General features: G+C 75.3%; 11 protein-coding genes. 3 read left to right on the top strand and 8 right to left on the bottom strand.

Annotated elements, in window-relative coordinates; translation table 11 throughout:
- Window positions 1-35 precede the first annotated feature (35 nt).
- From ACJTNH_RS01265 to ACJTNH_RS01255, 3 genes are all read right to left on the bottom strand, one after another.
- On the bottom strand, window positions 36-452 hold the full coding sequence (locus ACJTNH_RS01265) for a PPOX class F420-dependent oxidoreductase (protein ID WP_458172419.1): 417 nt from the start codon (window positions 450-452) through the stop codon (window positions 36-38).
- Complete coding sequence (gene lipB / locus ACJTNH_RS01260; RefSeq protein WP_458172418.1) at window positions 449-1,090, bottom strand: lipoyl(octanoyl) transferase LipB; 642 nt, start codon at window positions 1,088-1,090, stop codon at window positions 449-451. The genes ACJTNH_RS01265 and lipB overlap by 4 nt, the downstream gene beginning before the upstream one ends.
- Window positions 1,091-1,250: 160 nt before the next feature.
- A complete protein-coding gene (locus ACJTNH_RS01255) occupies window positions 1,251-2,486 on the bottom strand; it encodes an NAD(P)/FAD-dependent oxidoreductase (RefSeq protein WP_458172416.1) in 1,236 nt (411 codons plus the stop codon).
- Window positions 2,487-2,603: 117 nt separating this feature from the next.
- Between ACJTNH_RS01255 and ACJTNH_RS01250 the strand changes: the two genes are divergently transcribed.
- On the top strand, window positions 2,604-4,403 hold the full coding sequence (locus ACJTNH_RS01250; protein WP_458172415.1) for a serine/threonine-protein kinase: 1,800 nt from the start codon (window positions 2,604-2,606) through the stop codon (window positions 4,401-4,403).
- A 73-nt stretch (window positions 4,404-4,476) separates the two neighbouring features.
- Here ACJTNH_RS01250 and ACJTNH_RS01245 read toward each other — a convergent pair whose 3' ends face one another.
- From ACJTNH_RS01245 to lpdA, 3 genes are all read right to left on the bottom strand, one after another.
- Window positions 4,477-5,382 (bottom strand): TIGR01777 family oxidoreductase, encoded by a 906-nt coding sequence (locus tag ACJTNH_RS01245; protein ID WP_458172414.1) that lies wholly within the window; start codon window positions 5,380-5,382, stop codon window positions 4,477-4,479.
- Between the two features lie 144 nt (window positions 5,383-5,526).
- Window positions 5,527-7,383, bottom strand: a complete 1,857-nt coding sequence (gene sucB / locus ACJTNH_RS01240; protein WP_458172413.1) for a 2-oxoglutarate dehydrogenase, E2 component, dihydrolipoamide succinyltransferase — start codon at window positions 7,381-7,383, stop codon at window positions 5,527-5,529.
- A 59-nt stretch (window positions 7,384-7,442) separates the two neighbouring features.
- Complete coding sequence (lpdA, locus tag ACJTNH_RS01235; protein WP_458172412.1) at window positions 7,443-8,825, bottom strand: dihydrolipoyl dehydrogenase; 1,383 nt, start codon at window positions 8,823-8,825, stop codon at window positions 7,443-7,445.
- Between the two features lie 157 nt (window positions 8,826-8,982).
- On the opposite strand from lpdA, the gene ACJTNH_RS01230 reads away from it, so the two are divergent.
- On the top strand, window positions 8,983-9,333 hold the full coding sequence (locus ACJTNH_RS01230) for an oxidoreductase (RefSeq protein ID WP_458172411.1): 351 nt from the start codon (window positions 8,983-8,985) through the stop codon (window positions 9,331-9,333).
- Window positions 9,334-9,403: 70 nt separating this feature from the next.
- Here the strand turns inward: ACJTNH_RS01230 and ACJTNH_RS01225 are convergent, their stop codons facing one another.
- Window positions 9,404-10,915, bottom strand: a complete 1,512-nt coding sequence (locus tag ACJTNH_RS01225) for a leucyl aminopeptidase (protein ID WP_458172410.1) — start codon at window positions 10,913-10,915, stop codon at window positions 9,404-9,406.
- A gap of 129 nt (window positions 10,916-11,044) precedes the next feature.
- On the opposite strand from ACJTNH_RS01225, the gene gcvT reads away from it, so the two are divergent.
- Complete coding sequence (gene gcvT, locus ACJTNH_RS01220; RefSeq protein ID WP_458172409.1) at window positions 11,045-12,163, top strand: glycine cleavage system aminomethyltransferase GcvT; 1,119 nt, start codon at window positions 11,045-11,047, stop codon at window positions 12,161-12,163.
- A 42-nt stretch (window positions 12,164-12,205) separates the two neighbouring features.
- On the opposite strand, the gene ACJTNH_RS01215 is transcribed toward gcvT, so the two are convergent.
- The gene (locus ACJTNH_RS01215) at window positions 12,206-13,381 is read right to left on the bottom strand and encodes a YihY/virulence factor BrkB family protein (RefSeq protein ID WP_458172408.1); all 1,176 of its coding nucleotides are present in this window, start codon (window positions 13,379-13,381) and stop codon (window positions 12,206-12,208) included.
- Window positions 13,382-13,395 lie beyond the last annotated feature (14 nt).

The following is a 13,395-nucleotide window of genomic DNA, read 5'->3' as shown; positions in this document are numbered from 1 at the left end:
TCCTGGGCGCTCGGCCGTGCTGGGCCCGCGCGGGCTCAGGGGGTGGTGATCCGGATCATCGCCCGGCGTTCGCGGCCGCGGTGGGTGACCAGCGCGGCCAGCCGGGAGGTGCCGTAGGTGATCCGCCACTGCCAGCCGTAGCGCCGGGCCAGGGCGTCCAGCGCGGGCGGCCACTCGCTCGGCTCGAGCAGGCTGGCGACGGCCTCGACCGCCGGCCCCTCGGGCCGGCCACGCATGTCGCACGGCGCGACGGTGACCCTGCTGGTGTGCCGCAGGCGCTTCACCTTGCCGGAGTCGGCGCTGGTCCAGACCACCAGCGAGCGAGCCTCGCCCGCCCGCGCGGCACCGGCCCCGCTGTCGACGGGAGCTGCCCAGACCGGGGTCGGCACCGCCGCACCGCTGCGGCGGAAGGTGGTCAGACTGACGTACCGGCTGGTCGGCAGGGCGGTCATGCCACGGGCGTGCCGGTGAGCACCCGGCGCATGGCGGCCTCGACCGCGTCGATCACCTCGGCGACGGGCACGTCGCGACCGAGCTCGACGCTCAGGGACGTCGCCCCGGCGTCCGGGATGCCGCAGGGCACCATGTTGCTGAAGGCCCGCATGTCGGGATCGCAGTTGAGCGCGAACCCGTGCATGGTCACGCCGCGGGCCACCCGCACGCCGATCGCGGCGATCTTGCGGTCGGGCCCGCGCTCGTCGGCCAGCACCCAGACACCGCTGCGCCCGTCGACCTGCTCGGTGGCCAGGCCGAAGCTGCCGCAGACCTCCATCAGCGCCCGCTCCATCCGGCGCACGTGGGCCACCACGTCGACCGGGTCGGGCAGGGCGACGATCGGGTAGCCCACCAGCTGACCCGGGCCGTGCCAGGTGATCTTGCCGCCCCGGTCGACGTCGATGACCGGGGTGCCGTCGAAGGGCCGCTCGTGCGGCTCGGTGCGCTTGCCCGCCGTGTAGACCGGCGGGTGCTCCAGCAGCAGCAGCGTGTCCGGACCGGTGCCGGCGACCCGCTGCTCGTGCAGCTCGCGCTGCCGCTCCCAGGCCTCCTCGTAGGGGACCAGACCCGCCCGCACGACTGCCAGCTCGCTCATGCCGCCGAGCCTATGCCCGATGCGTGCGACCCCGGCAGGCTTCCCCGGCAGGCCGGTGGGTCGAGCCGGCGGACCGGACCACGCCGTTCCGCAGACCGAGAGCGGGCGGAGCAGGTGCCGCCCGCCGGCACGGGTGGCACGGGTGGCACGGGTGTGGGCGTCAGCCGGTTCCCCGCCCGAGCCGGCCGAGCACGGCCCGGGCGGTGCGGGCCCCGCTGGCCATCGCGCCCTGGATCGAGGGGGTGTCACGGTGGTCCCCGCAGACGAACACCCCGTCTCCCAGGTCGACCGGCTGGCGGTGCCGCAGTGGGGGAGCGGCTGCCGGCTGGGCTCCGGTCACCGTCACGCTGGTCAGGTGCTCCAGGTCGCCGGGGGACACCCCGTGCAGGGCGGCGACCTCCGCCAGCACGTCGACTGCCCGGGTGGGGGCCAGGGTGGAGCTGGCGACCAGCGCCCGGCCGTCGGGGCTGTAGCCGGGTTGGGCATCGGAGACGACCACGCTGTTGACCAGCTGCCCGCCCGGCTGCCCCAGCACGATCAGCGGGTCGGCCCAGGGCGACTCCGGGAGGACGTGCAGGTGGGTGGTCACCTGCCGCGGGGCCGACGCCTGGACGCCCGGCAGCAGCGCCGCAGCCGTGTCGGGGTCGGTGGCCACGACGACCGCCTGCGCCGTCGTCGTGCCGACGTCGGTGCGCACCGCCCCGCTCGCCACCCCGGTCACCCGCACGCCCAGGTGCACCCGGTCGGCGGGGAGCCGGTCGGCGAGCTGCTGACCCACCGCCTGCATCCCGGCTGCCGGCAGCCCCACCCGTCCTCGGACGAAGCTGCGCCAGACCAGGTCGAGGTACCGGCTCGAGGTCTCCAGCTCGCCCTCCAGGAGGACACCGGCGAGGAACGGCCGGAGGAACACCTCCAGGGCACGCTCCCCGACACCGGCGGCCCGCAGCGCCTCGGCCGCGGTGCGCTCCCGTGCCCGCAGCAGCCGGCTCACCGGCGCGTAGCCGGCGCGGGCGGAGAAGGCGCCGAGCGCCGCCTCGCGCAGCGGCCCGCCCAGTGGGGCGCGCAGCGTGTCCGGGAGGGCGCCGGGGTGCTGCCGGGGGTCGACCACCCGGTGCACCCGGCCATCGACCCGCAGCACCGCACCCGTCCAGAACCAGCCCATGTCCAGTGCGGGCAGGTCGAGGTCGGCGACCCGCGGGTAACCGGTGTTGAGCACCTGGAAGCCGCGGTCGACGACGAACCCGTCGACCCGGGCGGTCGCCAGCCGCCCGCCGGGGTGCTCCGCTGCGTCGAGCAGGTGGACGTCACGGCCGGCGGCGGCCAGCCGGGTGGCCGCGCTCAGCCCTGCCAGCCCGGCACCCACGACGACGACCTCGGCACGGGACGGCGGTGGCATGGGCTGAACCTAGGCGGTCGCGGAACGGCTGGTCGGCCGGGCTCCGGAACGGTGGACGGTGCCCCACCCTGTGGACAGCGGGCACGCGCCGGGGCCGCCGCGCCCTACCGTCCCGGCATGGCTGCCCCCGTCCCTCCCTCGGCTGCTCCCGTCGTGCCCGGCTACGTGCTCGAGGAGCTGCTCGGCCGAGGCGGCTCCGGCCAGGTCTGGCGGGCTCGTCCGCGCTCCGGCGGGCCGCCGGTCGCCGTCAAGGTGCTGGTCCGCGGCGACCCGGCGCGGCAGGAGCGGGAAGCAGCCGTGCTCGGCGAGCTCGACCACCCGCACCTGGTCCGGTTGCACGAGGTCGTGCGCCGAGAGGTCCGCGACGGGCCGGCGCAGGTCGCCCTGGTGCTCGACCTGCTCGCCGGGGGGAGCCTCGCCGCGCTGCTGGCCCGGCGTGGGCACCTGCGGCCCGGGGAGGTGGTCACCGCCGTCGCCCCGGTGGCGGCCGCGCTGGCGCACGCCCACGACCGCGGCGTGGTGCACGGCGACCTCTCCCCGGGCAACGTGGTGTTCACCGCGGAGGGGCGTCCGGTGCTCACCGACCTGGGCACCGCCCGCATCGTGGGCGACACCGCCCGGGCCGAGATGACGCCGGCCTACGTCGACCCGGTGGTGGCCCGAGGTGGTGCACCGGGGCCGGCATCGGACGTCTTCGGTGTGGCTGCTGCGGCCTTCCACGCGCTGACCGGGGTGGCACCGTGGAACGCGGCCGGCCCGGACGCGACGCTGAGCGTCGCCGCCGTAGGTCAGCTCCCCGACCTGGCGCTGCTGGCACCGGAGGCCCCGGAGGAACTCGTCCGCGTCGTCCTGCGCGGCCTGTCCGCCGAGCCGCACCTGCGCGGGTCGGCCGCGGCGTTCGCCCTCGACCTGCGGCACGCCTGCCGTCCCGAGCCGGTCCGGCTGCCGGTGGGCGGTGTGCCCGACGAGGAGCTCGGCGCGACCGGGCGTGGGCCGCGCACCGAGCTGACCCACCAGGTGCCCGGTCGGCGCGCAGTGGCCGGGCACGCCGCTCCTGCGCCCGCCGGCCGGCTGACCGGGCTGCGGGCCGTCGTGCGGGGCCGCTGGCGGACGACGCTCGGCGACCCGCACCCGGACGCACGGCAGCTGGTGCGGGCAGCGGCCCGGCGGGTCGGGGTGGGGCTGCTGGTGCTGGCCGGGATCGCGGCCGGGCTGGCGGCCGCGGTGTGGGCAGGTGCGAGCTGGGGAGGAGGGACGGGACGGGTGCCGGCAGCCGACACCGCCGCGGTCACGACGAGTCCCAGCCCGACCGCTGCGGGGACGACGGCGGCCCCGGCCTCCGATCCGCCGGACACCGGAACCGCGGTCCCCGACGCTGAGTCGCCCGGCTCCGGACCTGCGGCCTCGACCCGCGAGCCGCAGGCCACGGGTCCGGGAGCCCCGGGCAGCGGGCCACCGGCTCCAGCCGGGGCACAGGAGGAGAACGGCGCGCCGTCGGACTCGGCCGACCCGGTCGACGCGCGGGGCTGGGCCGATCTCGTCGCCGGGCTCTACGAGCAGCGGGCGGCCGCGTTCGCCGAGGCCGAGCCCGCCGCGCTGGACGCGGTCTACACCGCGGACGCGCCGCTCCGGGACCGTGACAGGCAGGAGCTGGCCGCGATGGCGACGGCCGGCCAGGTCCTGCGGGGCTTCGACCCACGGGTCGTCGAGGTGCTCGAGGTGGGCCGCCCCGAGCCGGGGAGGGTCCGGCTGCTGCTGGTCGACACGGTGCCGGCCTACCGCGTGCAGTCCCATGGCGCGGCCGGCGCAGCGGTCGATGCCGTCACCGTGCCGGGCCGCGGGGAGGCCCAGGTGCGGATGGTGCTCGACCGTGCGCCGGACGGCTGGCGCATCGCCGACGCGTCCCTGGCCGGCTGACCGGACTGCCGGGCGGTCGGGAGGTGTGCTGTGTCGAGCGTGCGCTGGGCAGCTCTGTAGTTGCGGCTCTGGGTCAGCTGCGGGCCAGCGCGGCGGCCAGTGCGCCGGACAGCTCCGGCTGGCGGAACCGGAAGCCGGCCGACTCCAGCACGGTCGGGACAGCCCGCTGGCCGGCCAGGACACCGACGCGGGCGAACTCGCCCAGCACGAGCTGGAGAGCCGGGCCGGGAACGGTCAGCACCGCCGGCCGGTGCACCGCCGCGGCGAGCGCGGCCGTGAAGTCGGCGTTGGTGACCGGCGTGGGGGCGCTCAGGTTGACCGGCCCCGAGACCGCAGTGGTGAGCAGGAAGCGGATCGCGTCGACCTCGTCCTGCAGGCCGATCCACGGCACGTACTGCTGGCCGGAGCCGAGCTTGCCGCCCAACCCCAGCCGGAAGAGCGGGCCCAGTCGACCCAGCAGTCCGCCGGGGCCGAGCACCAGGCCGGTGCGCAGCATCGCCACCCGGACCCCGGCGTCGGCCGCCGGGGCGGTGGCCGCCTCCCACTGGACGCACACCCGGGCCAGGAAGTCGTCGCCGGCCGGGTCGTCCTCGGTCACCACCCGGGCGCCGGTGTCGCCGTACCAGCCGACGGCGGAGGCGGAGAGCAGCACGCGCGGCCGCGTGGGGTCGGCGGCGGCACCCTCGGCGAGGGCCCGGCTGACCGTGGTGGTGCTGTCGACGCGGCTGCGCAGCACCTGGTCCTTGTGCTTCGCCGTCCACCGCCGGTCGCCCACGCCCACCCCGGCCAGGTTGACGACCGCGTCCACGTCGTCGAGCAGCCCCGGCGGGATGCGGTGCAGCGCGGGTTCCCACCGGTGCTCGTCCGCGGTGCGCGGCGTGCGGCGGACCAGCCGCAGCACCTCGTGCCCGTCCGCGACCAGCGCCCGGACCAGCGCCGACCCGATCAACCCGGACGAGCCCGTGACGGCGACCTTCATCGAGAGCTCCCTGGGACGGGGCGGGCTGCGCCGCGGGCGGACCGGACGGACGACGAGGGGCCCCGGCCTGTGCCGGAGCCCCCAGCCCCGTCCGGTGCCCGGTCCCGCGGGTGCGGGGGACCAGGCACCGGACGGGGTCCTGCGTCAGGCGAGACCGAGGTCGCCCTCGAACTGGCCGCCCTCCAGGCGCTCCTTGACCGTGGTCAGGAAGCGCGCGGCGTCGGCGCCGTCGACGATCCGGTGGTCGTAGCTGAGGGCCAGGTAGACCATCGACCGGACGGCGACGACCTCGCCCAGCTCCGGGTCCTTGATGACGACCGGGCGCTTCACCACGGAGCCGACGCCGAGGATGGCGACCTGCGGCTGGTTGATGATCGGGGTGTCGAAGAGCGCGCCGCGGCTGCCGGTGTTGGTCAGCGTGAACGTCCCGCCGCCGAGCTCGTCCGGCGTCACCTTGTTGACCCGGGTCCGCTCCGCCAGGTCGGCGATCTTGCGGGCGATGCCGGGCACGTTGAGGTCACCGGCGCCGTGGATGACCGGCACCAGCAGGCCGCGCTCGGTGTCGACGGCGATGCCCAGGTTCTCGGCGTCGTGGTAGGTGACCGTGCCGGCCTCGAGGTCGACCGAGGAGTTCACCACCGGGTGCGCCTTCAGCGCCTCGACCGCCGCCTTGGCGAAGAACGGCAGGAAGGAGAGCTTGACGCCCTCGCGGGCGGCGAAGTCGTTCTTCACCTGGTCACGCAGCCGGGCGATCTTGGTGACGTCCGCCTCGACCACGGTGGTCAGCTGGGCGCTGACCTGCAGCGACTCCAGCATGCGCTTGGCGATGACCGTGCGGAGCCGGGAGAGCTTCTCCGTGCGGCCGCGCAGCGAGGAGTCCGGCGTGGCGGCCGGCGAGGGACGGGTGCCCCCGGCGGCCGGGGCGGCCGGGGCGGCGGGCTGGGCAGCCTGCTCGGCTGCGGCCAGCACGTCCTGCTTGCGGATCCGCCCGCCGACGCCGGTGCCCGAGACCGACGCCAGGTCGACGCCCCGCTCGGCCGCCAGGCGGCGGACCAGCGGGGTCACGTACGCGCCGGCCCCGTCGGGCGCCGGCGCCGCTGCCGGACGGGGCGCCGGGGCGACCGCCTCCGCAGGGGAGGGCTGGTCGGTGGGCGACTGGGTCGGCATGGCGCCGGAGGAGCCGTAGTCGGCGCCGGGCTGACCGGTGTCGGTGTTCGCCTCCACGGGGGTCGGCTGCGCCTGCGTCGCGGGAGCCGCCTTCGGCTCCTCGGCCTTGGGCTCCTCAGCCTTCGGCTCCTCGGCCTTCGGCTGCTCGGCCGGGGCCTGCTGGGGCTGGGCGGGAGCCGACGACGGTGCGGCCCCGGCGGTCCCGATGACGGCCAGCTCGGCACCGACGTCCACGGTCTCGTCCTCGTTGACCGTGATCGACAGCAGGGTGCCCGAGACGGGGGCGGGGATCTCGGTGTCGACCTTGTCGGTGGACACCTCGAGCAGCGGCTCGTCGGCGGTGACCTCGTCACCGACCGCCTTCAGCCAGCGGGTGACGGTGCCCTCGGTGACGCTCTCGCCCAGGGCCGGCATGGTCACCGAGGTGCCCTCGCCGCCGGAGTCACCGGACGGCGCCGGAGCTTCCTGCGCCGGAGCCTCCTGCGCCGGGGCCTCCTCGGCCTGGGGCTCCGCCGCGGGGGCCTCCTGAGCCGGGGCCTCCTGAGCCGGGGCCTCCTGAGCGGGGGCCTCCTGAGCGGGGGCCGGCGAGCCGCCGTCCTCACCGCCGATCACCGCCAGCTCCGCGCCGACCTCGACCGTCTCGTCCTCAGCGACGACGATCTTGGTGAGCACGCCGGCCGCGGGGGAGGGGATCTCGGTGTCCACCTTGTCGGTGGACACCTCGAGGAGCGGCTCGTCGACCTCGACCTGATCCCCCTCCTGCTTCAGCCATCGGGTGACCGTGCCCTCGGTGACGCTCTCGCCCAGGGCGGGCATGGTGACGGACGTCGGCATCGAAGACAGGTCTCCTCAGGTCGGGGGGTGGAGCAGCGGATGGGGGAGCGGAAGGGGGGTCAGCTGTGCGCGTGCAGCGGCTTGCCGGCCAGCACGAGGGCGGCCTCGCCGAGGGCCTCGCTCAGCGTCGGGTGCGGGTGGATCAGCTGGGCGACCTCCTCGGGGAGGGCCTCCCAGTTGTAGACCAGCTGGGCCTCGGCGACGAGGTCGCCGACACGGCTGCCGACCATGTGGACGCCGACGACCGGGCCGTTGCCGGCGACGCGGATGAGCTTGACGGCGCCGGCGGTCTTGAGGATCGCCGCGCGGCCGTTGCCGGCCAGGTCGTAGGTGGCCACCTCGACCTCGCCGTGCTTCTCCTTGGCCTGGGCCTCGGTGAGGCCGACCGAGGCGACCTCGGGCTCGGAGTAGGTGACGCGCGGGACGCCGGCGTAGTCGATCGGCACGACCGGGAGCCCGGCGAGCCGCTCGGCGACGAGGATGCCCTCGCCGAACCCGACGTGGGCCAGCTGCAGCGTGGGCACCAGGTCGCCGACGGCCGAGATGGTCGGCACGTTGGTCTGCATGTACTCGTCGACGAGGACGTAGCCGCGGTCCATGGCGACCCCGGCCTCCTCGTAGCCGAGGCCCTGGCTGACCGGCCCGCGGCCCACGGCGACGAGCACCAGCTCGGCCTCGTAGGACTTGCCGTTCTCCAGGGAGACCCGCACGCCGTCGGCAGTGGTCTCGACCTTGGCGACCCGGCTGCCCAGGGAGAAGTCGATCTTGCGGCGGCGGAAGGCGCGCTCGAGGAGCTTGGAGGAGGACTCGTCCTCCAGGGGCACCAGGTGCGGCAGGCCCTCGACGATGGTCACGTCGACGCCGAAGGACTTCCAGGCGCTGGCGAACTCGCAGCCGATGACGCCGCCGCCGAGGATGATCGCCGAGCTGGGCACCCGGTCGAGCTTGAGCGCGTGGTCACTGGTGATGACCTTCGTGCCGTCGATCTCGATGCCCGGCAGCGAGCGGGCGTAGGACCCGGTGGCCAGCAGGACGTGCTTGCCCTCGAAGGTCTGGTCGCCGACCTGGACGGCGGTCGGGGAGACCAGCCGGCCCTCGCCGGTCACGTAGGTGATGCCCCGGCTCTTGATCAGGCCCTGCAGGCCCTTGTGGTTCTTGGAGATGACGCCGTCCTTGTAGGCGTTCACCCCGTCCATGTCGATGCCCGACAGCGTGGACTTGACGCCGAACTGCTCGCCCTCGCGGGCGTTGTCGGCGACCTCGGCGGTGTGCAGCAGCGCCTTGGTCGGGATGCAGCCGCGGTGCAGGCAGGTGCCGCCGACCTTGTCCTTCTCGATCAGGACGACGCTCATGCCGAGCTCGGCTGCCCGCAGTGCCGCGGCGTAGCCACCCGAGCCACCACCGAGGATGACCAGGTCAGCGGGGGTGGTGGGTGCGCTCACAAGTGCTCCTCAGTGCTGGGTGACCCGGTGTGGTGCCGGGCACAACGATCGTGCGCCTGCCCATCCTGCCACTCCCGGGAACGCCGCGTTCGGATGCTCCGTTGATCCCTCTGGAGCGTCGCGGAGCCACCTGCGACCTCGGGGACGGGAGCAGGGCATGGGGTTGTTCGACCGGCTGCGCGGTCGCCGCGCCGGAGGCGGCGGTCGTGACCGCCGCGGCACGCTCGACCGGGCGTCCGCCGGGGCAGACCTCAGCCACCTGGAGCAGTTCGTCGCGACCCGCCGGGGCGTGGAGGGGTACGTCGAGCCGCGGACGGCGGTGACCGAGACGACGATCCTGCTGGTGGCCGCCGACGGGGAGTGGACGCGGCGGCGCATCGACGGTCCCGACACCGCCCGCAAGCTGTCCCGCGACCTCGCCGTCCCGGTCTACGACGCACAGGTGACCGGCTACCCGCAGCGGATGCGCGACTGGAGCGCCCGGCAGAAGGACAACCGGCTCTCCTGAGGGCGCGCACGACGCGGCCCCCGTGCCGACGGGGAGTCGGGACGGGGGCCGGGGTCGGGCGGGACCGCCGTCAGTCGGCCAGCAGGCCCTCGATGGTGGCCAGCAGCGTGCGGACGGGGACCCCGGTGCCGCCCTTGGGCGTGTGGCCCCACGGGGCGCCGGTGTTGTACGCCGGGCCGGCGACGTCGATGTGGGCCCAGGGCAGCCCGGCGGGGACGAACTCGGCCAGGAAGTGCCCGCCGACGAGCATCCCGCCCATCCGGTCGGCGTTGGCGTTGACCAGGTCGGCGACGGGGGAGTCCAGGCCCCGGCGCAGCTCCGGCGGCAGCGGCATGCCCCACATCGGCTCACCGCTGCGCTTGCTGGCCTCGACGACCGCCTCGCGCAGGTCGTCGCTGCCCATCACCCCCGCGGTGCGGGTGCCCAGCGCCACCAGCTGGGCGCCGGTGAGCGTGGAGGTCTCCAGCAGGTGGGCGGGGGAGTCCTCGACGGCGCGGCAGATCGCGTCGGCGAGCACGACCCGGCCCTCGGCGTCGGTGTTGGTGATCTCGGCCTTCCGGCCGTTGCGGAAGGTGACCACGTCCGCCGGGCGGTAGGCGGTCCCGCTGGGCATGTTCTCCGCGATCGGCACGGTCGCGGTGACGTCGACCGGCAGCCCGAGCTCGGCGACCAGGCACACGGTGGCGATCACGGCCGCGGCGCCGGCCATGTCGCTCTTCATGTCCTCCATCTTCGCGGCGGGCTTGATCGAGATGCCGCCGCTGTCGAAGGTGATGCCCTTGCCGACCAGCGCCACGCTGGTCTTCGCCTTCTTGCCCTTGTACTCCAGGCGCAGCAGCCGGGGACCGCGGGCGGAGCCACCCCCGACGGCGAGGATGCCGCCGTAGCCACCGGCCGCGAGGGCCTTCTCGTCGAGCACCTCGACCGAGAGCCCGGCCTTCTTGCCGGCGGCGGCGCCGCGGGCGGCGAGCTCGGCCGGGTACAGGTCGTTGGGCGGGGTGTTGACCAGGTCGCGCACCAGGTAGACGGCGTCGACGACGGCGCGGACCCGGGCCAGCGGTGCCTTGGCGGCCGCGGCGTCGGGGACCACCAGCTCGACCGAGGACGGCGGGGTGGGCCGGTCGGCGGGCAGCTGCGACTTGTAGGCGGTGAACTCGTAGGCGCCCAGCAGCGACCCCTCGCCCACGGCGTGCAGCCGGTCGGCGTCCGGGGCGCCGCCGACGGCGGCCAGCAGGCTGACCAGGGAGCTGCGACCGGTCAGCGCGCGGCTGGCCGAGCCGGCCGCGCGGCGGAGCGCCTCGGGGGAGTACCCCCCGACCGGCTGGGGGGCGCCGAGACCGACGACCGCGACGACCGGGAACGGACCCTGGCCGAAGGTCGGCAGCTTGGTGACCTCGTCCTCACCGCCGCGGGCACCCAGGTCGGCCAGCGCGGTGAGCAGCCGGCCGCCGAGCAGACGGTCGACCGCATCGGCGCCCGGTGTGCTGAGCAGCCCGTCGGGTCCCTTCCCGACGCCGACGACGACGGCGTCGGCGCTGAGCTTCTCGAGCGGGCGGTCGGTGGCGGAGACAGTCGGAGGCACGCGTCGATCCTAGGGAGGTGGTGAGCACGGCGTAGGACCGGCGGTGGGGTGACCGCCTCCGCGCCGGGTCGTCGCCCCGGTGACCCGGCAGGGGACCGCACGGGCCGGCCCTCCACTAGCGTGCTGCCGGTGAGCCCGCTGACCTCCCCCCTGCACGAACGCCACGCGGCCGCCGGCGCCAAGTTCGCCGACTTCGGCGGCTGGTCGATGCCGATCGAGTACGCCGGGGGCGGGGTGCTGGCCGAGCACACCGCCGTCCGGGAGGGCGTCGGCCTCTTCGACGTCTCGCACCTGGGCACCGCCACCGTCCGGGGGCCCGGGGCCGCGGCGTACGTCAACGCCTGCCTGACCAACGACCTCGGCAAGATCGGACCGGGGCAGGCGCAGTACACCCTGTGCTGCGTCGCCGACGGCCAGCCGGACGCCGGTGGGGTGGTCGACGACCTGATCGTCTACCTGCACGGCCCGGACGACGTCCTGCTGGTGCCCAACGCCGCCAACGCCGCCGACGTGCTGGCCCGGCTGGCGGCCGAGGCCCCGGCCGGCGTCACGGTCACCGACCGGCACACCGAGGTGGCCGTCCTGGCGCTGCAGGGTCCGCGGTCGGCCGAGGTGCTGGCTGCCGTCGGCCTGCCCGGCGAGCTGGACTACATGTCCTTCGCCGAGACGTCGGGCACCGGTGGTGACGAGGTGACCGTGTGCCGCACCGGCTACACCGGGGAGCACGGCTACGAGCTGCTGGTCGCCGCCGAGCGGGCCGGGCAGTTGTGGGACGCGCTGCTGGCCGCGGGGGCGCCGGAGCAGATCCGGCCGTGCGGCCTGGGCGCCCGGGACACGCTGCGCACCGAGATGGGCTACCCGCTGCACGGCCATGAGCTGTCGCGGCAGATCACGCCCAACCAGGCGCGGTCGGGCTGGGCGGTGGGCTGGCAGAAGGACGCCTTCTGGGGGCGCGAGGCCCTGCAGGCGGAGAAGGCCGCCGGGCCGGCCCGGCGGCTGTGGGGCCTGCAGGCACCCGGCCGCGGCATCCCGCGCCCCGGGATGGCCGTGCTCGACGCGGGCGGCGCCCGGATCGGCGAGGTGACCAGCGGGACGTTCTCCCCGACGCTGCGCACCGGCATCGCCCTGGCGTTGCTGGACACCGCGAGCGGTGCGGCCGAGGGTGACGAGGTCTCGGTCGACGTGCGGGGGCGGCCACAGCCGGTCGTCGTCCGCCGCCCGCCGTTCGTGGAGTCCCGGGTCCGGTGACCGCGTGCTCCCCGCCGCCCGGGCGGCGGGGAGCGGCTCGGCTCACCGCTCGGGGTGTGACTCCTCCGTCGGCACGGGCGGGTCGGGCATCTCGTCGGCGACGACCGCGTCCCGGCTGCCCATCGGCTGCGGCTCGCCCTCGGTGGTGTCCGCGGCCGTCTGGTGCTCGGTCTCGGCGTTGATCTCCGCGCCGAGCAGCACCAGGAACACGGTGAGCTGCAGCCACAGCATCAGCACGATGACCCCGGCGATCGCACCGTAGGTCTCGTTGTAGGAGCCGAAGTTGTTCACGTAGATGCTGAACAACAGGCTGACCAGCGCCCAGATCACCGTCACGACGACCGAGCCGAGGCTCACCCAGCGGAACTTCGGGGCGTCCCGGTCGGGTGCGACCCGGTACAGCACCGACAGCGCCCCGGCCATCACGCCGAGCAGCAGCACCCAGCGGAGCACCTGGGCCAGCACCGTCCCCAGCACGCCCAGCGGGAGGGCGTCGAGCACCACGGGGACGACGGCGACCAGGCTGAAGGTCACCAGGACGAAGACGATCGCACCGAGGGTGAGCGCCAGGGACAGCAGGCGGAGCTTGACGAAGTTGCGGGTCTCCACCTCGTCGTAGGCGATGTTGACGGCCTTGACCAGGTTGCCCACACCGCCGGAGGCGCTCCACAGCGCGGCCAGGATGGAGATGATCAGGCTCACCGTCAGTGCGCCACCGCTGCTGCTGGTGATGGTCCGCAGCTGGTCGCCGATCAGCTGCGCGGCGCTGTCGGGCAGCTGCTCGGACAGCGACTCGATCTGCTCGGTCACCGTCTCCGGTGAGGCGACGAGCCCGTAGATGGAGACGGTGGCGGTGAGCGCCGGCAGGATCGCCAGGAACCCGAAGAACGCCACACCACCACCGATGATCGGCATGTTGTCGGCGCCGTTCTCCGCCCAGGCGCGCTTGACGATCTGCAGCCAGCCGCGGGCCGGGATCTCCGTCGGCTTCTGCGCGTGCACCCCGGGCATCTCCGAGGCGCTGGGCACCTCGGGCGCCGGCCTGGCGGCCTCCCGCGCCTCGGTGGCCACCACCGTCGACGACGTGGCCCCGCCGGGCGGGCCGCCCGCGTCGTCCCGCTGCTCCGCGGCCCGGGCCGCTGCCCGTCGTTCCGCCTTCTCCTGCACGCGTGCGCGGATGTTGTCCACGGCGCTGCCCGGTCGCCCGGTGTCGACCATCTGCTCGGTCCCCT

This window comes from Modestobacter lacusdianchii, assembly GCF_054177765.1.
The sequence above is the reverse complement of the archived record's forward strand: the minus strand, read 5'-3'. Positions and strand labels throughout refer to the sequence as shown.